The 24,603-nt window shown below is 59.5% G+C and carries 27 protein-coding genes; 15 read left to right on the forward strand and 12 right to left on the reverse strand.

Going from position 1 to position 24,603, the window contains the following annotated elements; genetic code table 11:
• The first annotated feature begins 676 nt into the window (after positions 1-676).
• A complete protein-coding gene (locus tag G3O01_RS33700) occupies positions 677-892 on the forward strand; it encodes a hypothetical protein (protein ID WP_241024491.1) in 216 nt (71 codons plus the stop codon).
• Between the two features lie 153 nt (positions 893-1,045).
• On the opposite strand, the gene G3O01_RS33705 is transcribed toward G3O01_RS33700, so the two are convergent.
• Positions 1,046-1,864 carry a MetQ/NlpA family ABC transporter substrate-binding protein gene (locus tag G3O01_RS33705; protein WP_205811319.1) on the reverse strand — a complete coding sequence of 273 codons (819 nt, stop codon included), beginning with the start codon at positions 1,862-1,864 and terminating at the stop codon, positions 1,046-1,048.
• 326 nt (positions 1,865-2,190) lie between these two features.
• Between G3O01_RS33705 and G3O01_RS33710 the strand changes: the two genes are divergently transcribed.
• Entirely contained in the window at positions 2,191-3,138 is a 948-nt protein-coding gene (locus tag G3O01_RS33710; RefSeq protein WP_241024493.1) for a D-isomer specific 2-hydroxyacid dehydrogenase family protein, read from the forward strand.
• Positions 3,139-3,363: 225 nt separating this feature from the next.
• Complete coding sequence (locus G3O01_RS33715) at positions 3,364-4,602, forward strand: MFS transporter (RefSeq protein WP_205811321.1); 1,239 nt, start codon at positions 3,364-3,366, stop codon at positions 4,600-4,602.
• Between the two features lie 229 nt (positions 4,603-4,831).
• Here G3O01_RS33715 and G3O01_RS33720 read toward each other — a convergent pair whose 3' ends face one another.
• Complete coding sequence (locus G3O01_RS33720; protein ID WP_205811322.1) at positions 4,832-5,107, reverse strand: hypothetical protein; 276 nt, start codon at positions 5,105-5,107, stop codon at positions 4,832-4,834.
• A gap of 540 nt (positions 5,108-5,647) precedes the next feature.
• Here G3O01_RS33720 and G3O01_RS33725 point away from each other — a divergent pair.
• Together G3O01_RS33725 and G3O01_RS33730 are read left to right on the forward strand one after the other, a co-directional pair.
• A complete protein-coding gene (locus tag G3O01_RS33725; protein WP_241024495.1) occupies positions 5,648-6,064 on the forward strand; it encodes a hypothetical protein in 417 nt (138 codons plus the stop codon).
• Between the two features lie 86 nt (positions 6,065-6,150).
• A complete protein-coding gene (locus tag G3O01_RS33730) occupies positions 6,151-6,738 on the forward strand; it encodes a YSC84-related protein (protein WP_205811323.1) in 588 nt (195 codons plus the stop codon).
• A 596-nt stretch (positions 6,739-7,334) separates the two neighbouring features.
• Here the strand turns inward: G3O01_RS33730 and G3O01_RS33735 are convergent.
• Together G3O01_RS33735 and G3O01_RS33740 are read right to left on the reverse strand one after the other, a co-directional pair.
• On the reverse strand, positions 7,335-7,799 hold the full coding sequence (locus G3O01_RS33735) for a response regulator (RefSeq protein WP_205811324.1): 465 nt from the start codon (positions 7,797-7,799) through the stop codon (positions 7,335-7,337).
• 265 nt (positions 7,800-8,064) lie between these two features.
• Positions 8,065-9,066, reverse strand: coding sequence for an NAD(P)H-quinone oxidoreductase (locus tag G3O01_RS33740; RefSeq protein WP_205811325.1), 1,002 nt, complete (start codon positions 9,064-9,066; stop codon positions 8,065-8,067).
• 188 nt (positions 9,067-9,254) lie between these two features.
• Here G3O01_RS33740 and G3O01_RS33745 point away from each other — a divergent pair, with 188 nt between their 5' ends.
• The 3 genes from G3O01_RS33745 (at position 9,255) to G3O01_RS45425 (ending at position 10,788) form a co-directional block, all read left to right on the forward strand.
• The gene (locus G3O01_RS33745) at positions 9,255-10,121 is read left to right on the forward strand and encodes a LysR family transcriptional regulator (protein ID WP_205811326.1); all 867 of its coding nucleotides are present in this window, start codon (positions 9,255-9,257) and stop codon (positions 10,119-10,121) included.
• A 192-nt stretch (positions 10,122-10,313) separates the two neighbouring features.
• Positions 10,314-10,523, forward strand: coding sequence for a hypothetical protein (locus G3O01_RS33750; protein WP_205811327.1), 210 nt, complete (start codon positions 10,314-10,316; stop codon positions 10,521-10,523).
• A 46-nt stretch (positions 10,524-10,569) separates the two neighbouring features.
• Positions 10,570-10,788: a hypothetical protein gene (locus G3O01_RS45425; RefSeq protein WP_241024496.1), complete on the forward strand. Its 219-nt coding sequence runs from the start codon at positions 10,570-10,572 to the stop codon at positions 10,786-10,788.
• A gap of 130 nt (positions 10,789-10,918) precedes the next feature.
• Here G3O01_RS45425 and G3O01_RS33755 read toward each other — a convergent pair whose 3' ends face one another.
• On the reverse strand, positions 10,919-11,080 hold the full coding sequence (locus tag G3O01_RS33755; protein ID WP_205811328.1) for a hypothetical protein: 162 nt from the start codon (positions 11,078-11,080) through the stop codon (positions 10,919-10,921).
• Positions 11,081-11,408: 328 nt separating this feature from the next.
• Here G3O01_RS33755 and G3O01_RS33760 point away from each other — a divergent pair, with 328 nt between their 5' ends.
• Positions 11,409-12,053 (forward strand): flagellar biosynthesis protein, encoded by a 645-nt coding sequence (locus G3O01_RS33760; protein WP_205811329.1) that lies wholly within the window; start codon positions 11,409-11,411, stop codon positions 12,051-12,053.
• A 90-nt stretch (positions 12,054-12,143) separates the two neighbouring features.
• Here G3O01_RS33760 and G3O01_RS33765 read toward each other — a convergent pair whose 3' ends face one another.
• The gene (locus tag G3O01_RS33765; RefSeq protein WP_241024498.1) at positions 12,144-12,683 is read right to left on the reverse strand and encodes a TetR/AcrR family transcriptional regulator; all 540 of its coding nucleotides are present in this window, start codon (positions 12,681-12,683) and stop codon (positions 12,144-12,146) included.
• A 264-nt stretch (positions 12,684-12,947) separates the two neighbouring features.
• On the opposite strand from G3O01_RS33765, the gene G3O01_RS33770 reads away from it, so the two are divergent.
• Positions 12,948-13,184, forward strand: coding sequence for a hypothetical protein (locus G3O01_RS33770; protein ID WP_205811331.1), 237 nt, complete (start codon positions 12,948-12,950; stop codon positions 13,182-13,184).
• A 47-nt stretch (positions 13,185-13,231) separates the two neighbouring features.
• On the opposite strand, the gene G3O01_RS33775 is transcribed toward G3O01_RS33770, so the two are convergent.
• Positions 13,232-13,612 (reverse strand): response regulator, encoded by a 381-nt coding sequence (locus G3O01_RS33775; RefSeq protein ID WP_205811332.1) that lies wholly within the window; start codon positions 13,610-13,612, stop codon positions 13,232-13,234.
• A gap of 307 nt (positions 13,613-13,919) precedes the next feature.
• Between G3O01_RS33775 and G3O01_RS45625 the strand changes: the two genes are divergently transcribed.
• Positions 13,920-14,048, forward strand: coding sequence for a hypothetical protein (locus G3O01_RS45625; protein WP_277403070.1), 129 nt, complete (start codon positions 13,920-13,922; stop codon positions 14,046-14,048).
• Between the two features lie 619 nt (positions 14,049-14,667).
• On the opposite strand, the gene G3O01_RS33780 is transcribed toward G3O01_RS45625, so the two are convergent.
• Positions 14,668-16,080, reverse strand: coding sequence for a cation:dicarboxylase symporter family transporter (locus G3O01_RS33780; protein WP_205811333.1), 1,413 nt, complete (start codon positions 16,078-16,080; stop codon positions 14,668-14,670).
• Positions 16,081-16,107: 27 nt separating this feature from the next.
• A complete protein-coding gene (pcaB, locus tag G3O01_RS33785; protein ID WP_205811334.1) occupies positions 16,108-17,478 on the reverse strand; it encodes a 3-carboxy-cis,cis-muconate cycloisomerase in 1,371 nt (456 codons plus the stop codon).
• 150 nt (positions 17,479-17,628) lie between these two features.
• Between pcaB and G3O01_RS33790 the strand changes: the two genes are divergently transcribed.
• Positions 17,629-18,378, forward strand: a complete 750-nt coding sequence (locus G3O01_RS33790; RefSeq protein WP_205811335.1) for a GntR family transcriptional regulator — start codon at positions 17,629-17,631, stop codon at positions 18,376-18,378.
• Between the two features lie 285 nt (positions 18,379-18,663).
• Positions 18,664-18,972 carry a DUF4148 domain-containing protein gene (locus G3O01_RS33795; protein WP_205811336.1) on the forward strand — a complete coding sequence of 103 codons (309 nt, stop codon included), beginning with the start codon at positions 18,664-18,666 and terminating at the stop codon, positions 18,970-18,972.
• A 62-nt stretch (positions 18,973-19,034) separates the two neighbouring features.
• Here G3O01_RS33795 and G3O01_RS33800 read toward each other — a convergent pair whose 3' ends face one another.
• Positions 19,035-20,180, reverse strand: coding sequence for a porin (locus tag G3O01_RS33800; protein ID WP_205811337.1), 1,146 nt, complete (start codon positions 20,178-20,180; stop codon positions 19,035-19,037).
• 460 nt (positions 20,181-20,640) lie between these two features.
• Between G3O01_RS33800 and G3O01_RS33805 the strand changes: the two genes are divergently transcribed.
• Entirely contained in the window at positions 20,641-21,228 is a 588-nt protein-coding gene (locus G3O01_RS33805) for a DNA-3-methyladenine glycosylase (protein ID WP_346779238.1), read from the forward strand.
• Between the two features lie 3 nt (positions 21,229-21,231).
• On the opposite strand, the gene G3O01_RS33810 is transcribed toward G3O01_RS33805, so the two are convergent.
• Together G3O01_RS33810 and G3O01_RS33815 are read right to left on the reverse strand one after the other, a co-directional pair.
• On the reverse strand, positions 21,232-21,936 hold the full coding sequence (locus G3O01_RS33810) for a response regulator (protein WP_205811339.1): 705 nt from the start codon (positions 21,934-21,936) through the stop codon (positions 21,232-21,234).
• A 59-nt stretch (positions 21,937-21,995) separates the two neighbouring features.
• Positions 21,996-22,931 carry a LysR family transcriptional regulator gene (locus tag G3O01_RS33815; protein ID WP_205811340.1) on the reverse strand — a complete coding sequence of 312 codons (936 nt, stop codon included), beginning with the start codon at positions 22,929-22,931 and terminating at the stop codon, positions 21,996-21,998.
• Between the two features lie 328 nt (positions 22,932-23,259).
• On the opposite strand from G3O01_RS33815, the gene G3O01_RS33820 reads away from it, so the two are divergent.
• A complete protein-coding gene (locus G3O01_RS33820; protein ID WP_205811341.1) occupies positions 23,260-24,537 on the forward strand; it encodes an MFS transporter in 1,278 nt (425 codons plus the stop codon).
• Positions 24,538-24,603 lie beyond the last annotated feature (66 nt).

Genomic DNA, 24,603 nt, shown 5'->3' on the forward strand with positions numbered 1-24,603 from the left:
TGCCCGGCACGAAGAAACCGCGCGAGTTCACCCGCGCCGATCTGGATCAGGCCATCGGGCAGCTCGTGCAGCCGCCAGCGGCACCTTCCACACCTGGCCAGCGGTCTGCACGCACTCACTGATCGCATTGACACGCCCTGCCCGTTCAGCCGGCCTCCTTCGACACCGTGTGTGAGTTAACCCATGAAAGACAGCCCCCAACCCAAACGTCAGAAACACGACATCTGTAAATAGCCAGCGCTACGACATTTGAATCTGGCTTTGACATTGGTTGTAGGTCCCAAATAGAAATGTCGGGTTTCCGCTAAATAGAAATGTCGTGTTTCAGGTAGTTTGTGCGCCGGACAGCCTTGGGGAGCGCCGGCGATGAACGCGACTGGGACGATCACGATGACGATGCGCGAGCTGGACAGGTACAAGGTGACTCAGGATGCCTATGTTATGTGCCCGACAGCACTACCAGATCTACGGGCATTGGGTTTGACGGAGAGTCGCTCGACAACCACGAACAGCCTGGGCCGAACCACACTATTTTTTTCAAAACCGTATATACGATATTATTTTAGAGCTGTCGCAACATTCGCCGGATCTATCAGCGGGGGCTGAATCGCACGCTATGTCGCCATCACGACCGGGCACGCCGCCAGATGGCTTTAGATTCGACGCAGGGAGATTAATGATGAAGCTTTCTCACAAACTCACTTCACACAAGGCGGGCCCGGTATGGGGTCTCGCATTTGGCCTGCTCGTCACGCTGGCGGGGATAGGACTCTGGTTGGGAGCGAAGCGATCAGCCTCTGGTGGTCAGTTCGATGAATCGCTGTCGGTAGCCGCCGTGCTCGTTGGCGTGCTCGCGGCAATCTACGCGGTGCACGAACTCCGGCATCGTTAGACGGCTTCGGCATGGTCACCTGTGGGTACGCTGCGCGGCGTACCGGCATCCGCCTTTGTGCCTGGCCCGACTGTGCTGACAGCACCCGCGCACAATCGTCGGGGCGATGCGCTTCACTCTACGTTCGATCCGCGGTCGTCCATAAGCCGCACACTACTCCGACGGCCTGGAGAATCCCGCGAAACGCTGATCGATCACACGTTTGAACTCCACCGATTTATACGCGTTCGCAATGTCCGTCACGTACGGCTTGTTCAGATCGGCCGTGCGCACCGCGACGAGGTTAAGGTAATACGGCGGAATTTTCTCGAGCAGCAGCGCATCCGTGAGTTTGAAACCGGCGGCGAGCGCAAAATTGCCGTTCACGAAGGCGTAGTCGACATCATCCAGGGAACGTGGCAACTGCGCGGCCTCAAGCGGCACCAGCTTGATCTTGTGCGGATTGGCGTCGATATCCCGCTCCGACGATTTCACAGGATCCACGCCCGACTTCAGCGTCACCCAACCCAGTTGCTGCAGCAGGATGATCGCACGCGCCTGGTTGGTGACGTCGTTCGGCAAGGACACCGTGACGCCGTCCTTGAGTTCCTCTAGCCGCTTGTGCTTGTGACTGTATAGCCCGATTGGCGCGGTCGGCACCTTCACCAGTTCGGACAGCGCGAGCTTGTGATCCGCCGAAAACTTCTTCAGATAAACCTCATGCTGGAATGCGTTGGCGTCGAGCGCGCCGTCGGCCAGCGCGAGGTTCGGCTGAACGTAATCGCTGAATTCGACGATCGTTACCTTGTAGCCCTCCTTCTCCAGCTGAGGCTTGATCCCGTAGCGAATCTGATCGGAATAAGGTCCGGCTGTCGCGCCAAAACGGATCTCCTTTTTGTCGGGATCTGCAGCATGCGATGCCGAACTGACCGCGATCAATGCGCCCAGTGCGACAGCCTTCAAGGGTGACCATACGCGGCGAAAAGTTTTCATCGAGTTCTCCTCTGCGCCATTGAGCCCATGGGTTTAGGGCCGGCGGCGGTTTATCGGTTGCAGGCATGCGAGCTTACAAAAACGTCAGGCGCTGCCAAACCAACAAATCATTCTTTGGTTTCTTCTGCAAGCGAATACGGCTCGCGGCTCACGAGCCATTCCACCGGCGCGAGCGCGATCCGCTTCATATGTTTTGCAGCATTCGTTCGTTGTCGGGCGCGCGATCAGACCGTAGCCTCCTGCATCCGTGCGCGACGCGTCACGTCGTCATCCATTCGATGCCGCCCATCGCGCACGCCTCGTCAGCGACTATCTCGAGCACATCTATGATCACGATCGCGAGCCAGCTACCCGAACCCTTCAACGACGCCGTGCGCGCCCTTCTGCCCGCCACGCAGTTGATCGGCATTCCGCGCGGTGTGCCGACGGGATTACCGGATGACGCGTCGATCCTCGTCGCCGCGCCGATTATCGTGAGAGGCGCGACCGCGCCAGAGCATGCGCCTGCAGGCTGGCCGTTCGGATTGCGCTGGGTCCAGCTGGGCTCATCCGGAATCGACTTCTATCCGCGCTGGTTTTTCGACGGTCCGCCCGTCACCACCGCACGCGGTACGGCATCGCAAGCGATTGCGGAATTCGTGCTGGCAGCGATTTTCTCGCACGCAAAGCGCTTGCCCGACATCTGGATTCACGACGCGCAGCAATGGCAGATGTCGCCGCTCGCGACGGTGGCGGACAGTACGGTCGGGATCTTCGGTTTCGGTTCGATCGGCGCGGCAGTTGCGCAAAAAGCGGCGGCACTCGGCGCGCGTGTGCTTGCCGTGCGCCGTCGCACGGTAAATCAGACGCCGGCGCCTGGCGTGACCTTTGTAGCGGATATCGGCGAGCTTTTGCAGCAATCCGACCACCTGGTGCTGGCTGCGCCCGCTACGGGATCGACGCGCCACATCATCAACGGGGCGTCGCTCAAGCTCGCGAAGCAAGGTCTGCATCTGATCAATATCGCACGCGGCTCACTCATTGACGACGAAGCGCTGCTCGAAGCGCTCGACGACGGCGTGATCGGTGGCGCATCGCTCGACGTTACCGAACCGGAGCCGTTACCCGCAGGCCATCGCTTCTACACGCATCCTCTCATCAGACTCTCGCCGCACACGTCGGCGATCGGCCCGCACAATACCGAGGAACTGGCACGCAAGTTCGCGCGCAATTTCAAGGCATTTTCCGCGGGGACCGCGCTGGAGGATCTGGTGGATGTTCGCCAGGGGTATTAGCGGAAAGCGACCTGCCGCGTGGCAAGATGCTGTGATCGCCACTGCGCTAATCGGTCTTGTTGCGTAACCGCTCATCCGGTCGCATGGAGTCTGATAGTCCGCGCGTACGAGCCGGCTCATCGCCGCAACCCTCGCGATTTAAGCGTCGGGCGCGGTGCGGTCGGCGATCGCAGGGCAACAGCCCAGCTGAACTGACATGTACTCCGAGCATATCCGGCGGCCCGCATGAGTATCCTGACTCGTCCGGCCTTACTGCTTCCTGAAGGCGTCGAGCGCAGTGCACGCATCCTGCTGATCGCCCGTGGGCTGCGCGGCATGTGCGATGGCTTTATCGCCGTGCTGCTGCCCAGCTATCTGCTGGCACTGGGCTTTGGACAACTGGCTGTCGGACTCGTCAGCACGACCACCCTGTTCGGCTCCGCTTTCGCGACCGTGCTAGTGGGTATCATCGGTAGTCGCTTTGCGCCTCGCGGCCTGCTGCGTTTCGCCGCGGCCCTGATGATTGCCACCGGCCTGGCGTTTGCGGGGCTTTCATCGTTATGGCCAATGCTCGTCGTTGCGTTCGTCGGCACGTTGAACCCGAGTTCAGGCGATGTCAGCCTGTTTCTTCCGCTTGAACACGCCCGGCTTGCGGAAGCGGCAACCGGCGACGCGCGTACCGCACTATTCGCGCGATATAGCCTGGTCGGCGCGCTATCCGCCGCAATCGGCGCGCTCGCGGCCGCACTCCCCGACTGGATCGCCGCACACGCAGGAATCCCTCCGCTTTCGACAATGCGCGCGATGTTCATCGTCTACTCGATGACGGGATTCGTTATCTGGCTGCTTTACCGGCATCTGCCCGCGGCTCATCCGACGTCTGGCAAAGCGCATGTGCCGCTTGGTCCCTCGCGCGGGATCGTCACGCGCCTCGCGCTGCTATTCAGCGTCGATGCCTTTGCCGGTGGTCTTCTCGTCAACTCTTTGCTGACCTTGTGGTTGATCCAGCGGTTTGGACTGTCGCTCGGCGCGGCGGGTCAGTTCTTTTTCTGGGCGGGACTGCTCAGCGCGGGGTCCCAGCTTGCCGCAACACCGCTGTCGCGCCGGATTGGCCTGCTCAACACGATGGTGTTCACACATATCCCGTCGAGCATGTGCCTGATAGTCGCGGCGTTTTCGCCATCGCTTGTGCTGACCCTCGCGCTGCTCCTCGTGCGCAGCGCCCTCTCGCAGATGGATGTGCCGACGCGCAGCGCGTACGTCATGTCGATCGTCACGCCGGCTGAACGCCCCGCAGCCGCCAGCTTCACCGCGGTGCCACGAAGCCTCGCGGCAGCGCTGGCACCGGCGTTATCGGGGATGCTGCTTGGTCTGGGATGGCTCGGCGCTCCGCTGGTCGCGTGCGGCATGCTCAAGATTGCCTATGACCTTTCGTTGCTCGTCGCATTCCGCCGCGTTCGACCAGACGGCGGCGCGTCGTCATGACACACGAAGACCTGACCTTTCCGTCTCATTCCGCGGAGTTCAGCAAATAATTGCCGTCGATGAAACATATCTGTTCACGATCGCAACTCACCGATATGAGGCGATCAATCACCCCATTCGCGTGGCCTATCAATAAATGAAAAACTGCCGTCAATACTTTCATTGAAATGACTGACAAAGCAGGACGAGAATAACGTCTCCTCTATAGAATATCGCGACATAGAAGGATTCACTGGGTCGTTCCATAGCGAGCCGCAGCGATAGCAGCATCACGCTCTTTCTTGGCTTCCGCCTTCTTGTGGTCATAAACCTTCCTGGCTGCGGCCACCTTCTTGTCGTAGGCGCGATTGGCGGCAGCTTCTTCACGGCGCATCTTCACGATTGCATCATTACTGCCTGCATGCGCGGCGGGAGCAGCTGGAGCGGATGCGGCTTCGTTCTGTGCCCACGCTGTCGCCGCAAAAGCGACTGCAACGGCGGACAGCATAAGTCTGATGAGCTTCATGATCTTCTCCTGATAGTGATCGCCACGTCCGGAGACCTTTCGTCACGCGCACGGAATGCTGTCGTGGGGACGTGGAGAAATTGGCGCGAACGCGAACCTCGCGGCGGCACACACATGACGCCGCAGGCGCTTTCGTTCGATGTCGGAAAGCATCAATTCAGACCATATACATAAAAGGTCTGTGGGCTGTTATAGGCGACCTCGTGCACTGCCGCAAGGGAATGTCTTGTATTCGACGCGGCATGACAACTGGTGAAGAACGATGAAGATAGCGCTGATCCTATCGAATGTTTCATGCGCTTCAAAAATGCATGTGCATATATGAGAGGATGAGAATACGAATCGACGTCATCACTGGTTGACTCTGGTTATCGTTCAATGATTTTCACGTCTTTCAAATCTAACCATTTCCATAAATCGCTTATAGAATTGTGATATTTTTATCTCCGTTCTATTCATTCGACGTATAAAAATTTGCATTACCCAGAAAATTTTCCGACTATATAGACGATCCGCCAGCCTGCCGATGAAGGAGTGACTATGGTCTCTCAGTCGCATGAAGGCACCAAACATCTCGCCCAGCTTGCTCTCGTTGTTGTGGCTTTGCTGGTTGCCGGTTGCAACACGCCGCCAATTCCACCAGGGAAGCCCATCGACATTCCCACTGCGCTGGAGCAGGTCATGGCGGGGCTGTGCAACTTCAAGAAAGATCAGGCCGCGCATGGAAAAGACTGGGGCATCGCCGTAGAGTCCATTACCGTGGAGCTCGATCTGACCGTGGACGGAGCAAGAACTCCCGCGGTGGCAGTGGCGCCCGATATCCAGTTCATTCCGACCGTCAGCTACGGGCAGATCATCACGGCAAACAGAGGCAGTCGCCTCGCATTGACGTTGAAGAATACCGATCGGGGCAGTGTTCCTACGGGCGATTGCGATGTAGCAAAAGCCGCGAAATAAACGACTTCAAAGTACGAGTCGCCGCGCAGCCATCGTTTCACGCATTGCAGCAAAACGGGCGAACGTAAACCACAATGGAGGCAACCATGCGCAGAAGAGACTTCATTCAGACTGGTACTGCCACGATCACAGTCGCTGGCCTTGCACTGGCAGGTTGTCCGCTGATGCTCAGTGACGCCCTCGCCGCCGAGTCCGACGCAGCAAAACGGCAGGAAATCGATGCGAAGGTTCGCGGGACCTTGTCGCGGCTGTACGAGACAGTCAAAGGTTCGAAGGAACTGGTCTCGAAGGCGAACGGCGTCCTTGTGTTCCCTTCGGTGCTGAAGGTCGGATTTATCGCGGGCGGCGAATACGGTGAAGGTTCATTGCACGCAGGCGGAAAAGTGGTTGGCTACTACAGCACAGTGTCGGGTTCATTTGGTTTGCAAGCCGGCGCGCAATCGAAGGCTGTCATTTTCCTGTTCATGACGCACGATGCGCTCACCAGTTTTCGAAATTCCAAAGGATGGTCGGTCGGTGGCGAGGGATCGGTTGCACTGTTGAAGGTCGGTGCGAATGGAGAGATTGATACGACGACAGCCACTGCGCCTGTCGAAGCAATCGTGATGACTAACGCCGGGCTGATGGGTGACGTGTCGCTCGCAGGCACCAAGATATCGCGGCTGAAAATCTGATACCCGCGCTTTTGTTACGATGCTCCGAAGTGTGGCCAACGACGCGCCGCGGCCCCAAGCGGCGCCGAAGACGAAAACAATGCGTGCGCTGTCGTGGCACGGACTCACCGTTCACGATGCGCCCTCTTCTCCCCGTTACTTCGACGCGATGTAGGTCGATGTGAATCTGCCCGATATCTGCTGAATCGATCCATTCGCCTGCCCAGCGTCGGAAACAGATGCTCGCGCAACCTCATTTGCAGGTTCAGGCGATGCTTTAGAACCGACAAGGAATCCAGTAGAGGTGAGAAAGATCACGGCCGATAGAAAAAATTCCATAGCGCTGCCTTTGGGTGAATGACCCGCTTTGGCACGTGTCCAACGTCTCCGACATTGCCACTCACGAACAGCAAGCGGTGTCAGGTTTTTATCGATGCACGACTCTTCTGATAAGTTTAGTCACTGATCGATCACGCGCAGACGCTTACGCTAAAAAGGCGAGATAACCTCGCTTTGATTCATTCTCACGGAATATTTTCCAAACCGTACGCGAGAACATTCGCCGTGTTCAGCACGATGGCTCGATCGCGAGGGAGATTGGCTGCGCATGCAGGCTTCTACGGCCAGCAGTCCGTGCTGACCGGTTGCCAGTGCGATGCAGGTGGATGCTCGCACATCAATACCGCTCGCACCGATGCGTGGAGCGAAAATCGTTTCAAGGTCGTCAGGCGCAGCGCGACATGTGCGTCGATCGCTGCCTCCAGATCGTCGAAACTGGCGGGCTTACGCAAAAAACGCGTCCACGGATGCGGCATCCGGCGAGGTTCCGGCGCTGCCGACAACAGGAGAATAGGCAGCTCCGAGTAGCCAGGCTGCGCCCGCACGATGCCACACAGTTGTGCGCCGTCGATGCCGGGCATCTCCAGGTCCGTGATCATGAACTCGACGGACTCCCGACGCAGCACGTCGAGAGCACGGCGCGCATCGGTGGCAATGCGCACGCGATGTCCGTCACCCTCCAGTGCGACCTGCAAGGCCCACAGGTTTTCCGAATCGTCATCAACCAGAAGTATATTTGCCACGACTTCGGTCCACGTGCGATTGACCCCTATCCATGCCGGTACTCCGACGCCGGCGCCCGACGCGTTTGCACGCCACTGCACCGATGACGCTGCCGCGTCGGGCGCAGTTTTTGTACCTTCAGCGATTTCACGGCGTCCGGCGCCATGGCGGCGCGACGACCTCCTGTGAAAGATGTCTGTTATCAAGGTGCAATACGCTCCGCAATCGATGTGCCGGATACCCCGCCGGTCGCCAAACGGAGCGCCGGGTGCATGCGCCGAATGCTTATCGGGTCAAAATTGCCGCCCGCGTCGTCAGCACGATCTTGCCGATATGTGTGCCCGACTCCATGAGCGCATGCGCGCCACGTGCATCGTCGAGATCGAAAGTCCGATAAATTACGGGCTTCACTGCGCCGCGTCGAATCTGCGGCCACACCGTTCGCTCGAGATCCTCGATCAGCTCTGCTTTTTCCTCGTGTGTGCGCGAGCGCAGCGTCGAGCCGATGTGAGTGAGGCGCTTCGTCAGCATCGGGAACAGGTCGAGTGTCTGCGCCGGACCCTTGATGATGCCGATTTGCACGATGCGGCCGTTCATCGCGGCCGCCGCGTAATTCCGCGCAACGTAGTCGCCGGCAATGATATCGACCACCACATCGACGCCGCGCCCGCCCGTTTCGCGCTTGACTGCCTCGACGAAATCCTCGTTCCGGTAATTGACCGCGACATCGGCTCCGAGCGCCATGCTCGCGTCGCGCTGCGCATCGGAGCTGACGGTCGTGATGATCTTCGATGCGCCGAATGCCTTTGCGAGCATCGTCGCGGTTGTGCCGATTCCGGATGCGCCGCCATGGATCAACACGCTTTCGCCCGCCTTGAAATTGCCGCGCTGGAACAGGTTCAGCCATACCGTCAAAAAGGTCTCGGGCATCGCGGCCGCTTCAATCAACGAGAGACCTTCTGGGATCGCCAGGGTGTTGCTCTCGTGGGCGACCGCGAACTCCGCATAGCCGCCGCCTGGAATCAGCGCGCAAACGAGATCACCGACGGCAAAACGGGTCACGGCGCGCCCGACAGACACGATCTCGCCCGCGACTTCGAGCCCGGGAATCTCCGGCGCACCCGGCGGCGGATCGTACAGGCCCTTGCGCTGCATGACGTCGGGGCCATTTACGCCGGCCGCGTGGACGCGGATCAGCACTTCGTCGTCGGCAGGAACGGGAATAGGACGCTCGACGGGCGCGAGCACGTCCGGACCGCCAGGCTGCGTGATATCGATGGCGGTCATCACTTCGCGAATAGCATTTGATTCGTGCAACACGACTTCATCCTTTTCAACATGCCGGATGCATCGCAGATTCGGGCAACTCGCTGAATCGCTGCATCGGTTGAAAAAAGTGTAGCGACGATGCGGGGTCTTGACGCGCAGCGAATTGCCGATCGTATGATGCAAATTTGCATCACGCCGGAGACGATATGAACTGGGACGACGCGCGCATCTTCGTCGCGCTGCATCGCGAGAGAACCTTGCGCGCCGCCGCCCGCGCGCTCGACATCGATCAGGCGACGGTAGGCCGCAGGCTTGCCGCGCTCGAACATGCGCTGGGCGCAACGCTGTTTCTGCGCACGTCGAGCGGTTATGAACTCACGCCGACAGGCAAGATCGCGATCCGCGCCGCCGAGGCGATGGAACAGTCCGCGCACGATCTCGTGCGCCACACGCAAGGTGTGGACAAGCGCCTTGCCGGCGAGGTGAAACTCTCAACGACAGATGCGCTTGCCCAGGAGTTCGTCGTGCCGGCAATCGAGCGGCTGCATCTGAAGCATCCGGACGTATCGGTGATGCTCGACACGACAACCCAGGTGCTTAATCTCGCGAAGCGCGAGGCTGACATCGCGATCCGCACTGTCAAGCCGCGCAATCCGGATCTGCTCGCCCGCCGCCTCGCGTGCTGGGAAGTGGGGCTATATGCGTCGCCGGACTACGTGCGCCGGCACGGTGAGCCGGAGCAGGGCGAGCGATTCGCGGGGCACGATCTGGTGGTTTATCAGCCGTATTTCGCCAGGGCGCGCGCGCCGGCATTCCTTGGCGAGCCGCTGACGGAGGGCCGGATCGTCGCTCGCCTGAACACGAACCTGACGCTACGCGCGGCGCTCAGGGCCGGGCTTGGCATCAGCGAGATGCCCGTGCCGATGGCCGAACGCGACGGCCTTGTACGCATCTGGCCAGACCGCTCCAACGACGCGCCATACGAAATCTGGCTCGTCACCCATCAGGATCTGCGACACACCGCGCGAATCCGCGTGACGATCGACGAAATCGTCGTTGCATTCGGTCAGTAGCGGCGAATACGCCTGCTCGCTGTAGCATCGAAAAGTGTGCAATTGCGCGGCGCTCACCTTCATCATGCAATCCGTCAGAATCGGGTTATACTGTACATTCATACAGTATTTTTCCAGGCGGCGTAGCGCGACGCTGCTTCGCCCGCACGGTCGTTCACGCCGCGGGCGTCCTCATCCAAAGGAGGTTCCATCATGAGAGCGGACGATTGGGTCAGAGAAGCTGAACGGGAGTCGAAGCTTGTTGACGCCCTGTGTAAGGCTCGCTACCTGATTTCGATGCACAACGGCATGACCGTGCGGTGCGACGGTGAAGAATGGGCGCTTGATTTTGTCTCAGAACTGAAAATGATCGACGCTGCGTTGAAGGCAGCGGGAAGCGACACCCGGCATCTCAAACAGTAGAGACTTGTCGGATCGCTCGAACCGGGGCGACCTCAGAGGCCGACAGATGCAAACTGAAAAATATCGCGGATACACGCTGTGGGGACACGCCATCCTGCAGCAGGAAGATGCTTCGCGGCGAACACGGTTCGCCGGAAGCGGCACAGTCACGCAAGATGCCAGGGTCGTAGAGGTATCCGGGGTTCTCGGTGCTTTCGATACCGATGAACAGGCAGAACTGGCAGGCATTTCGTGGTGCCGCGCGTGGGTCGACAGCCACGGGTAAGAAGCTCGTAGAACAGCACGGTCCCGGCTGGACTACTGCGGTTGACAGTTGAAACGCCTGCCTGGCGTTTGCTACTGGCGCCGCCTCGCCGTCCTGAACGGCCCGCGGCTTCGGCTTGCTGCCGTTCGGCTCAATGCTTGTGATGCATCAGATCGACATAGTGAGTATCGAGCCAGCGCGCTCCACGGGTACGACCGGGCTTGCTGTGATAGTGAGTCGCGATCCACAGCGCTACGCCGACAACAACCATGACGATGGGCCCAAGCAGGTAAGCAAATGTCGTTTCACTCATGGCGCCCTCCATTCCGTCGCGGCTGACCGATCTTTTATTCTAGGTCACAGTTTTGCTTCGGAAAGGGGTAACTCGAAGACCGGGGCTGATGGCGCTTCAGGCGGGCGCCGGAAGGTCGCGTGAAGCGGCCTGTGTCTTTCGGCCCCAACTGCGCAACCCGTCAGATACCCGCATCGGCACAGCGCTGATTTCCGTCGCTCGCCGCTTAATTTCGCATGGTTTTTGCCGTAATCATGAACGGAGTGGCCGTCCCGTCCATGCTCGGCCTCCATCCGTCGTCTGCCAGGCTGACTGGCAGCCAGAATAATCAACAAGGAGAGAAACCATCATGCTGTTGGGCCGAATCGCGTTTTATAGCGTCGTTCTATCTATCCTCGCCGGATGCGCCGCAGGCCGCACGACTGTCGATGTCGCCGCGCCTCAAGGCACCAACCCGGCAACAGGGAAGTACGTGCGCATTGATTCCACCCAGGACAAACGCACGTTCACCGTCGCCCCTCCGAGCGCCGACATGGCGTCGCTGGATCCTGCTGAAGATTCCAGCGACGCGTCGAAAGCTCGCGCGATTGGCCGGAAGAGAAATGGGTACGGCAAGGCACTCGGCGACGTCGTGCTTCCCGAAGGCAAGACTGTCTCGGGCCTCGTTGAAAGCGCCCTCGCAAATGGCTTTCAGCAGGCGGGTTACGTCGTCGTCAAGCCGGGGGATCCAAACTTCGCCTCCGCCGCTCCCGTGAATGCGGAAGTGATCGATTTCTGGGCATGGTTCCAGCCCGGCTTCTGGTCTGTTACCACCAACCAGAAGTCAGAACTGCACCTGTCTGGCGATATCGGCGCGCTTCACGGTGCGCAGACCGTCAGGACTCGCGTGAGCGAGTCCAAGCAGGTCGTGACGACCAGCGACTGGCAGGAAATCGTGGAAAAAGGCCTGGCTGCGATCGCCTCGCAAACAAGGAATCTCGTAAGCGGGCAGTAACGCCCACCGCGCGGTTCGTCATCTTGCATGGCTGCGGACGCCGGCTCGCCACGCCGGGTCCGCTGGCTGGCAGCGAGTTGCGTCAGCCTTTCAACAGAACGGAATCATCGCGAGCAACTGCGTCACCCCAGCGCGCAACTCACGCCGACTGGCGCCATCGACGGCCTGGACGGAGAGACCCGAAAAGACCGACATGCACAGCGTTGCCAGCGCTGCGGCGTTCGTGTCGCGAGCCAGCTCTCCTAGCCTGACGGCTTGCCTGATGCGCTTTTCCACCGTTTTCGCGGCCTTCAATCGCAACGCCTGGATAAAGTCGCGTAGCTCGGCGTGCTCCGAGCCAATCGCCGCACCGCCGAGAAAAATCATGCATCCACGAGAACGCTCGCCCGCCGTGAACAGCGCGATGCTCGTCTCGAACATGGCTTCGAGGCTTTCGCGCAGCGTCGCTCGCGATTCGAATGCCCTGAGCGCTGCACCGCCTTCCGCCCGCACATAAAGTTGGACCGCTTCGCGATACAAGGCTTCCTTGTTGCCGAACGCCGCGTAGATGCTCGGCGAATTGACGCCCATTGCATCGACCAGGTCCGACATCGAGCACATATCGAAGCCCTTTTCCCAGAAAAGGGTCATGGCGCGCCTCAGCGCCTCTTCGCGTTCAAACGCTCTTGGTCGGCCACGCCCTCTGGCTTCGCCCGTGGTGCTCGCTTCCATGTCCCCTCGCCGACAAACCGATTGTCGCAAAGCCGCGAAAACTGAATTCTATGTCGATCATAACAAAATTATGGACGACACTACCCGCCTATGCTCCAATATCTGTAACGGTCATAACAGAAATGCCGCGACCCTGGTTCATATCCGCCGGCAGTCCGGTTCCATGTTTTAAGGAGTGTGTAAATGAAGTTGCTTGCCTCGTCGCTTTTCGCTGCACTGATGCTGGCCGCACCGATGGTGTCGCACGCGCAAACGGTCACGGAGGCGAAAGCTGATTCGCCCGTTTTCACTGTGTTCGTCGATACCCCGACGGGCTATACCTTCGTGAAGATGCCGAACGGCTGGAAATACGTCGGCGCGGTGTCACAGCAAGACGCACGCCTCGCGCAGCGCAGGTCTGCGCCGAAGGCTCAGTCGTAGTCGGAAAATCGCTCGCCGGGTGCGTTTTCAGCGCGCGGCGAGCGTCGTCAGGTGTCGCTGCCTGAGTTGACCAGTTGATGCAGGCAATGTTCGATCACGGACGGGTCCAGTGGTTTCAGCAGAAAGTGCGCGGCACCTTGGTTCATTGCCTGCTGGCGCACAGCCTCAGAGCCGAACGCCGTAATGAACACGATGGGCAGCCGGTGCCCATCGTCCAAAAGCCGCTGCTGCAATTCGAGTCCTGTCATGCCCGGCATCTGGATGTCGGAGATCAGGCAACTGACAGCGGGAATAAGTCCCGAGTCGAGGAACGCCTGAGCCGACTCGAACACATGCGCTGTCCATCCCATCGAGCGAATCAGACTCGACAGTGCCAGCCGGATCGACTCGTCGTCGTCGACGATTGAAATCACGGGGACTTCTTGCATGTGCGGCCTCGGAAATTTGCACAAGTTATCGTTCTGTTGGTACGACTCTGCGACACATACTGGGATCGTATTGTCGAATGCCGCGTGCTTGAATTAGACCTTGGTATAGTCGAGCGATATGTTGGTGCATCTGACGATGCGTTACCTCTCCTCTGCGGTTGGCCTCATACGTTGGTATGCCGTCCCGTATACCAAGTCGTCGTCTCTCTACCCATTCGTCCGATAGCTCTGCGGGACCGCCAGTCCTATGCTGGATTCAACGCGGCACTCGTGCATCCGGCCGCGAAACGGATTCAAGGAGACTGTCATGCCCGACTCCCTGCACAACTGGATCTTCATCGGCGCTTACGCCTACGTCGAATATACGTTCGTGCCGTGGCTCGGCAGGAACGTGTACAGACGCACGGTCGACCTTAACCAGGTCTGTCTGCTCTGACACACGGCCGGAATCCGGCCGTTCGACAACCCCATAAATAAGAATCGTTCGCATTTATGAGTGAAGCATGGCATCATGAAGGCTCACATGCGTGAAGGCTCTTCAGCCTCGCGAATCGGGTGCGCGCGTTCCATCGAGCGAATGCGCGTGCAATCCCAGTCAGGTTACGGGCGAGTCTATGTTTTTTGCTGGTATGGGCGTTGGCATTCTGTCCGGTGCGCTCCTGGTTCATTGCCTTGTCGGTCTGACGGCGGGCTCACGCGGATCGCGACGCAAGCGGCGTTCCAGGATTTCACCCAACGCTTTGCGCACGGACGCGTAACGCTGCAGCACCATCGCGCCGGGCATTGCCTGACGAAACCACGGGGGCGAGACGATGAATGCATGGTTCGACAGTACGACCGCTGGCGTTCGGTCACCACGCAAGAGGATTGGTCAGTATGTGCGCCGGACTGCCGGATTTGCGATCGTCGCATCGGGCACGTTGATCATCGTTGCGCGACTCATCTCCTCGCTGCCTGACCTCATGTGACGCTGTTCCGTTGGAACGCGTAAACGCGTTTACCGAGGCCCAAAGACCCCGGCAATGGCATGCCCAAAAGTTTTAGCGCTGTTCGCCCTACCGCGAAGCACCTGCCTGTTTGAACGAAATAGCCGAAGGACGCCGGTCTACGTTGCCCGGTTCATCCGGCAGAAAATCGCCGTCATTCAGACCAGCGTCTTCGCGCGCTGTAGCCGGGTAACGCTCCGGATAAAGATGACGCTGCGCGCGATCCATATCGAACGTGCCCGACCATCTGGCCACGATCACCGTCGCCAGGCTGTTACCGATCGTGTTGCACGCGGCAATCGCCATCGACATGAAACGGTACACGCCAAAGATCACAGCAAGACCTTCGACGGGCAGGATGCCAGTGGACGTCACCGTTGCCGCGAACACCACGAACGACCCGCCCGACACCGTCGCCGCGCCCTTGGACGTGAGCAGCATCAGCAGCAGAATGCCGACCTGATGTTCGAACGTGATGGGTACGTTGTACGCGTGCGCAATGAACATGACGCCCATCGACATGAAGATCGACGTCCCATCCAGATTGAACGCATAGCCCGTCGGCAGAACGAGCCCGACCGTCTGCTTCGCGCAGCCAAGACGTTCGAGTTTGATCAGCAGCCGCGGCAAGGCACTTTCCGATGACGCCGTGCCGAGCACGATCAGGATTTCGTCCTTGATGTAGCGCATGAAGCGCCACATGCTGAAGCCGGCAAGCCTCGCAATGAGACCCATCACCACGACGATGAACAGCGCAATCACCGCATAGAAGCTCAGCACGAGCTGCGCGAGCGCAACCAGTACCGCCGTGCCGTTGCTGCCGACCGCGAACGCCACCGCGCCGAACGTGCCTAACGGCGCGAGCTTCATCACGAGATTGATGAACGAGAACAGCACCTGCGAAATCAGGTCGAGCCCTTCGTTGATGCGCACGCGCCGGCTCTCGGGAATAGCAAGAATGCCGATTCCCACCATGACCGCCAGCACCACGACCTGCAACAGTTCACCCTTCGCAAACGCGCCGATGAAGTTGTCCGGCACGAGATGCATCACGAACTCGGTGAAGCCTTGCGGCGCGGCTTTCGCTGCAGCGACAGGCATCGCGCCCGGTGTGACAGCCGTCATGCCCTTGCCCGTCTGCAGCAGATTGCCCGCCAGCAGGCCGACCGCGAGCGCGATCGTGGACACGACCTCGAAGTACACGATCGAGCGCCAGCCGACCCGCCCTGCACTTTTCACGTCGCCCGCCGATGCAATGCCGTGCACGATCGTGAGAAACACGAGCGGCGCGACCCCGGCCTTGATCAGCGCGAGAAAGACGTCGCCGAGAATCTTCAGTTGCGCGCCGAACTTCGGAAAGATCAGTCCGACCGCGATGCCGAGCACGAGCGAAATCAGAACCTGCATGCCCAGTTTCCGGTACCACGGCCGCTTTGCGGGCGGCGCAACGGTATCGTTAGTCGATGCGTTGTCGTTTGTCATGGTGTGTGCTCCTCCACGAAGCGTCGGTCAGATTTCGCTGGACAACGCGAGTGCGCGGTCGACCATCTGCGGCGCAAGACCGAGATAGTTCGCCGGGTCGGTCATGTGATCGATTGCGGCGCGATCGAAATGCCGGGTCACTTCGGGCAGCGCGGCCAGCGCTTCGGCGAGTGTGCCGCCCTGCTCGTTCACCGTGCGGCACGCGTCGTAGACGATGTCGTGCGCCTGCTGGCGGCCCGTGAACGGCGCCATCTGCATCATCACCGACTCGGCGACGATCAGCCCCTTGCTGATGCCCAGGTTGTGCTTCATGCGCTCCGTATCGACGATCAGGCCGCCGAGCGCGAACTTCGCCTGATGCAGCGCGCCCGAGGTCAGAATGAAGCTCTCGGGAATCGCAATCCATTCCGCGTGCCACGGCCCCGTTGCGCGCTCGAAATCCTGGATCATCGCGTCGACCATCAGGCCTGCCTGCTGCCGCACGGCCTTGGCAGCGGCCAGCATCAGTTCGCTCGAAATCGGATTGCGCTTTTGCGGCATCGTGCTGCTCGCGCCCCGTCCCTTCACGAACGGCTCATACACTTCGCCGAATTCGTTGGACGCCATGATCATGATGTCCGTCGCGATCTTGCCGAGCGAGCCCGTCACCAGCGCGAGCAGATTGACAGCCTCGGCGAAACAATCGCGTGCGACGTGCCATGTCGTGGCCGGCACGCCGAGTCTCAGTTCCTGCGCGAGCGCCTTCTGCACGTCGAGCCCCTTGTCGCCCAGCGATGCGAGCGTGCCCGCCGCGCCCGCGAATTCGACCACGGCGACGCGCTTGCGCATTTCCGCGATGCGCTGCTGATGCCGGTCGAACATCGCCAGCCAGATCGCGGCCTTGTAGCCGAACGTCACGGGCAGCGCCTGCTGCAAGTGCGTGCGGCCCGCCATCGGCGTATCGCGATGCGTCTTCGCGAGATTGGCAAGAATGCCGCGCAGTTCGCGGATGTCCGCATCGATCGAATCCAGCGCGTCGCGCACCTGCAGCGACACGGCGGTATCCATGATGTCCTGCGTCGTCGCGCCCCAGTGCACGTAGCGCCCGGCCTCCCCGCACATGCCGACCAACTGATGCACGAGCGGCAGGATCGGATAACCGACGATGTCCGTCTCCTCGCGCATATGGTCGAAGTCGATGCGGTCGATCTGCGATTCGCGTGCAATCGCTTCGGCTGCATCGGCAGGGATTACGCCGACGCGCGCTTCCGCTTTGGCAAGCGCGACCTCGACGTCGATGTAGCGCTGCACGAGCGCGTAGTCCGAAAACACGGCCCGCATTTTCGCGGTGCCGAAGGCGTCGCGAAACAGGATCGAATCGACGACGGTGCTGGAAAACGGGATGTTGCGGCTGTTCATGGCGGGCGTGGCCTCGGTCAAAACGGTTCGGAAATGACGGGGACATATCGATGAACGATCTAATATGTCCGGACATATTAAGATTAATATGTTCGAACATATGATTCAAGTTAGAATTTACCCCTGGATCAGCGCTGCACGTCACCCGACATGAACAAACCCCATTACGCCGACATCGCCCGCGATCTGACGCAGGGCATCGCCAGCGGCCGCTTTCCCGTCGGTTCGTACCTGCCGACCGAACTCGAACTGCGCGACCTGTACAACACGAGCCGCCACACGATTCGCGCTGCGTTGCACGAGCTTCAGCAGCTCGGCTTCGTGTCGCGTCGCAAGAACGCCGGCACGCGTGTCGAATCCGCCCAGCCAACGAACGATTTCCGCCCTTCGCTCGCGTCCGTCGAAGATCTCGTCCAGTTCGGCACGAAGCACCAGCGTGTCGTGCAATCGACTGAGGAGATCGTGGCGGCGGGTCCGTTGACCAGAATCCTCGGGTGCGAAGAAGGCGCTCGCTGGCTGCGCATCTCGAGCTTGCGTATCGATGGCGAAGGCAAGCGGCCGCCTGTCGGTTGGACCGATGTGTATATCGATCCCGGTTATGCCGACATCGCAGAGACCGCGCGGGAGAAGCCGGACACGCTGATCAGTTCGCTGATCGAAGCGCGATACGGCCGATGCGTGTCGGAGATCCAGCAGGACGTGCATGCCGTGAACATCTCGCCGCACATGGCGGATCTATTGCGCGTAGAGTCTGGCACGGCTGCGCTGGAAATCGTGCGGCGTTATCTGGACTCGTCGGGCGTTGCGTTCGAGGTGTCCGTGAGCTTGCATCCTGCCGAGCGGTTTTCCGTTTCGATGCGATTGAAGCGATCGACAGGTTCATCGAAAGAAGACATGTGACGCGCGTCGCGGCACAATTGTGTTGAGCGCCAGGAACAAGTCACTCATCGACGCTGCTATGTCAATGTCATGTCATCTTGTGACCCGCGTCCAGCGGGCGAGAGCCGTCTATTCATGTAAATCGAAAGCTGCGACAGTGTGCTGTCCATCCGTATCTGACCAGACGCGACAACAATCCTTTCCACTCAGACGTCTTAATGTTGCGCTGCTACGTACCTAGACTGGAGTCACCGTTTTGACAACGGAATGGTTAGAAGGACAAACCAGACTCTGGAGGTACCTATCATGAAGACGCTTGTTCAGGCCGTTGCCATTGCCGCCGCTCTTTCTGCTCCCGTTGCTGCATTCGCTCAGGCTAACCAGCCGCTTACGCGCGCGCAGGTACGCGCCGAACTGGTCCAACTGGAAAAGGCGGGCTATCACGTCGGCGATGGTGACAACACGACGTATCCCGCAGAGATTCAGGCAGCCGAAGCGAAAGTCGCTGCGCAGAACCGTGCGAGTGGCGTCGGTGGCGTGGTAAGCGGATCGGCTAGCGCGGGCCGTTCAGGCGTGTCGAAGGCGGACTGGGATGTGATGTACAACCGTCCGTGAGACGAGGTTTTCTGGCGGCTTCGCACAGACCATGAAGGTCTGTGCGCGCGTCCGGGACCGGCTTAAAAGCGGGTGCGCATGCCCACCGTGCCGACCACCTGATTGGCCGTCGATGAAGCGCCGCCCGATCCGTTGATATACGCGACGAAACCGTGACCACTGACGTGCTGGTACATGCCTTCCGCGTAGACGTCGGTACGCTTCGAAAACGAGTAAACGGCTTGCAGATTGACCTGATTCCATTTCGGGTCAGCGCCAAAGGTAGTGCTTTGCGTTACGTGTCCATCCGTGTACGTGTAAGACCCACCTAGAGAAACTGCATGCGTGAGCGCGTATTTGACGCTCAGATCGTAGTTGTCGAAACGGACTGTGCCATTGTTCGATCCGAACGATAGCGTGTTCTGGAACTGGCTATGCGAGTACGCGAAGCCGATGACAGCCGGTCCATACGCATAGTTAATCGCGGCGGCGGCCGTACGCTGCACATCCGCTCCAAGCTGGAATCCACCTATTCCGTTCGAAGCCGATTCGGCTGTGTCGATCGCGCCTGCCGTTCCCGTTGTCGAGTTGGAACCATTCAACTGGAGGTAGGCAGCAGCAATATTGAGTGGCCCCTTGCTATAAATCGCACCCACGCTGTAAGCGCGATTATTCGCAAAGTTCTGGTTGTTCGAGAACGCGTACATGCCGCCAAACCTGAAACCGTGGTAATCGACACTGCTGTACTTCAAGGCATTGTTGATGCGAAACGAGTGGTCGTAGTTGTCGTTGTCGAAAGGATGCGCGAATCCTGTGTCTCCCAATGTGCCCGATACGCCGGACAACGGCGCGATGAAATCCGTGATGAAGTCGTATTGACGTCCCAGTGTCAAGGTGCCGAACTCGTCGCTCTTCAAACCTACATACGCTTGCCGGCCAAATAAGCGGCTGTTTTGCGCGAGCTTGCCATTTTGCAGATTGAATCCGTTCTCCAGCACGAAGATGGCGTGCAAGCCGCCGCCCAGATCTTCAGACCCGCGCAGGCCAAACCGGCTTCCATTTATTTCCCCGCTGGTCGCCTGAAATAACGAGCCGTGCGAGGCGCCTTTCACTACGTTGTTTGTGTACATCAAACCGGCGTCGATCAGACCGTAGAGCGTCACAGAGCTTTGTGCGTGCACTGCAGTCGTTGCGACCACCGATAGTGCGACAACAGCCATTCGTTTCATTTGACACCTCTTGTTTGCTAAGAAGCGACTTCGTCTGGTGAAGCATCGTCAATGACGCGTCGACCCCGATGTGTCTATTCTGGTTATTTGCAGGCACTCTCGGCGATTCGCTGTCTTATAGTCCTCGCGCGATCGCTTTGAATTTTTATCTTGCTCGAAGCGTATTGACGCTTGAATACACTGATCGACGAACACCATCCAGGCGGGTTCGCAGATAAGGAAATCGACGTGTGCACATCACATCTGAACGCAAACGTGACGATGGGTCGATTGCACTTTTGTATTGGTGGCTATACGTTGGTTTAGCTTCGCGAGATCGATTTGATTAATCGTGATGACGCTGCAGCAAGCATGACCGGACTGTTGAACAAATGGAAATCTCTGGTTTCCATTTGCGCCTTCAAATAGCGCGTCTCATAGTCGATACTCGCATCGACCAAAATCTCAACGCATGCATGCCGTGAGCTCGCGCCGTTTCATTGACGCCGAATCAATCGATTTTTCCGCGAGTGCGGAGCGTGTAGCGCGCCAGCTGATTGGCGCGACCCTCACCCTGAATGGCGTAGGGGGCCGCATCGTCGAGACGGAAGCGTACGATCGCGACGAGCCCGCCTCCCACACCTACAACGGGCCGACGCCGCGCAGCGCCGTGCTATTCGGGCCGCCCGGACATATCTACGTGTACCGGTCATATGGCCTGCACTGGTGCCTGAATTTCGTGTGTCGTGAGGAAGGTCATGGCGCGGGAGTACTGATACGCGCAATCGAACCATTGACCGGAATCGACGCCATGCGCCAGCGACGCGGACTCGAAACCGTGCGCCTTCTTTGCTCCGGTCCGGGTCGGCTTACGCAGGCACTCGACATTACGCACCGCCACAATGGCATGTCCGCACTGGAAGCGCCCTTTCACATCGAAGCACCCAAAGAACCGCAGCCGATCGTGATCGGGCCGCGCATCGGCCTCACCAAGGCGATCGAACTGCCCTGGCGGTTCGGGCTCGCTGCGTCGATGTTCTGGAGCAAGCCGTTTCCGGCGCAGGCGTGAACGCTAGTGCCCGATGCCTGGCTCCAACCCCGTGTCTGATGATTCGATCCGTCCGGGATCGATTTGCAGCTTGCCTGCTTTTCGCACGAGATCCGCGAGCGAATGGGCATCCATTTTCATCATGACCTGCCCTCGATAGACCTTGACAGTCACTTCGCTCAGGTTCAGTTCGCTCGCGATCTGCTTGTTCAGTAGTCCCGTCACCACGAGTTTCATTACGTCGCGCTCGCGTCGAGTCAATGATTCATAAGATTTGCGCAACGCCGCCATGGCACTGTCCGACGCAAGACGCTCGGCATCGCGTTTCAGCGCGTGCGCAATGGCATCGAGCATGTCCTGATCGCGGAACGGCTTGGAGAAGAAGTCCAGCGCGCCTGCTTTCATCGCTCTGACCGTCATCTCGATGTCGCCATGCCCGGTGATGAACAGAATCGGCATATGCACGCCGCACTCCGCCGCTTCTTCCTGAAACGTGAGGCCATTTTCTCCGCGCAATCTCACGTCGAGAATGAGGCAACTGGGCACGTCGGACCTGGGAGCAGCGAGAAAATCCGCCGTCGATTCGAACAATTCCACGCCTATGCCTGCCGAACGCAGCAAGCCGCTCAATGCCATTCTGATACTTTCTTCGTCATCGATGACATACACGACGGGCATCCTGCTATTCCGGTTCACGCCAGTCGATACCGAACCCGCTCCGGAGGCCATGTTTCCTCCTGGTCAATGATCCCGACGGTATTGTTCCACCACGACAGCACTCCTGCAAATCACCTGCCGCTTCTGGTTTTCGTCGCAACGTCAGCGGGCTTGCGCGTGGTACGCGCCTGCAGGCGCGGCGCAACGAAGTCGAGAAAGGCGCGCAATTTGAGGGGCAGCGGCGTCTGTCCTTTATGCACGAGACTGATGGGTAATGGCGCCGATTCGTATTTTTCGAGTACGACACGTAGTGTGTTGTCGTGTAAGGCGTCCGCGACCTGGTAAGACAATACCCGTATGAGCCCGACGCCAAGCGTGGCGGCGTCGATTGCCGCCTCTGCGGTATTGACCGTCAGCCGTGAATGAACGGGCACCGATACCTCTGACTTACCCGACTCGAACACCCACGCGCGCGAAGAAGCGAGAACCTCGAACGTAATGCACTCGTGCGACGCGAGATCGCGTGGCCTGACAGGTTCGCCACGTGCCGCCAGATACGACGGACTGCCGCATACGACACGGCGCACCGTACCGACGCCCTTTGCCATCAAGGTACTATCGGGTAATTCACCGATCCGCACAGCGGCGTCAACCTGCTCTTCCATCAGATGCACAATGCGATCCGTGAGCACGAGATTGACGTCGATTTCCGGGTAATGCGCGAGAAACTCGGCGACGACGGGCACAACATGCAAACGTCCGAATACAACCGGCGCTGTGACAATCAATTCGCCTTTAGGCGATGCATATTCCCCGGTCGCAGCACGCTCGGCTTCCGCAATCTCATCGAGGATGCGCCGGCAGGCCGCGACATACGAAGCGCCCGCTTCCGTCAATGAAAGCTGCCTTGTCGTACGTTGAATAAGGCGCGTATTCAGGTGCGACTCCAGTTCGCCAACCTTGCGGCTGACCGTTGCGAGCGGCATGCCGAGACGCCGCGCGGCAGCCGACAGGCTGCCTGAATCTACTACGGCGACGAGAACGGACATCGAGTCGAGACGATTCATCGATCGAACCTACCAACAATTGGAAGAATGATTCCCGATGTTGGGAGATTCTCTTTGTAAATGCAAGCGCGTAATCTTCACTACAGCGCCGTGGTTCTTTCCAGCATTTGCATAGGTCCACGCGATTGCATCTTGAGGAAGCGTGCCACGAACGGCAAACGCGGACTATACGATGGCGTCGTCATCAATACCATCGTGTAATGGCGCGGCAGGACCGCTCGACGTAACGTTGCGACTTCAATGCGTTGCCACACTGACTCAGTTTCATATCGAGCAATTCTTATTTTAGTTAGCTGTACTTGTCATGAAAAAACAAAAGGAAAGTGCCGTGAGCGACCAACCAGGTATATCCACCAGCCCGCCGACACCCACAGTGGCGTCCCGCGCCAAGATCGTCATGATGGCCGTCATTGCCGGCGCGGTAATTACCAACATTTATTGCACGCAGCCGATCCTGCCGTTGATCGCTTCAGGCATGCGTGTCGATCTGACTACCGTCGACCTCGTCGCCGGCGCAGCGCTGCTCGGCTTTGCGACCGGCCTTGCGCTTCTGCTGCCGTTGGGCGATCGCTTCGACCGCCGCAAGCTGGTACTCGCGCAAATCGCGCTCGCGTTCGTGTTCGCGCTTTCGGCTGCGCTTTCGCCGGGCATCTGGCCATTGATCGCTGTTTCGTTTGGCCTCGGCGTGGTCAGTTGCGTGCCGCAGCAACTGGTGCCGTTCGCCGCCGTGATGTCGCGGCCAAGCGAGCGCGGGCGCAATGTCGGCACGGTGGTCAGCGGCATCATGGTCGGCATTCTGCTCGGCCGCACGATCAGCGGTGTAGTCGGCGCGGCCTACGGCTGGCGCGCGGTCTACGGCGTCGAAGCGATGTTCATGATTCCCGTCTGGATCGCGGCCGCATCGCTGCTGCCGCGCGGCGTGCCCTCCACCAATCTGTCCTACGGTCGCCTGCTTGCGTCACTGTGGCCGCTGGCTCGCGACAATCGCCCGATCCGCGAATCGATGATCGTTCAGGCGCTGCTGTGGGCCTGCTTCAACGCGTTCTGGGTCAATCTCGCGGCGCTGCTCGCAAACGGGCCGCAGCATCTCGGCAGTGCGTGGGCGGGCGGCTTCGGCATCATCGGCGCGACGGGTGCACTGGCCGCGTCGCTCGGTGGCCGGGCGACCGATCGTGTCGGACCGCGCACCGTCATTGCCGCCAGCATTGGCATCGTCACGCTTGCCTATGTGCTGCTCGCCGGTGCGGAGTCATCGCTGGCGCTGCTGGTTATTGGTGTGATCGTGCTGGATATCGGCGTGCAGTCGGGTCTCGTGTCCAACCAGACGCGCGCGTTTGCCGTCGACCCGAAAGCACAAGGCCGCATCAACAGTCTTTATATGACGGCGACATTCTCGGGCGGCGCGATCGGCGTGATGATCAGCGGCTGGCTGATGACGCGTTTCGGCTGGACAGGCGTGGTGATTTTCGGTGTCGCGCTGGGTATCGCCGCTTCGGCCTATCACTGGCTCGGTGGACTCCGTCGCGCCGAGGTCCGGATGCAGCCGGCTGTGAAAACAGCGGAAGTGACTGTCGACAAGCAACGCATCTCAACGAACACGGATTGACGTAACACGCAGGGTTTCGGGTGGCCGGAGAGCGCTGAAGGTTTCCTCGCTGCCGTATTTGCTAGT

It is taken from the genome of Burkholderia sp. Ac-20365 (assembly GCF_017104715.1).
Classification (GTDB): Bacteria; Pseudomonadota; Gammaproteobacteria; order Burkholderiales; family Burkholderiaceae; genus Paraburkholderia.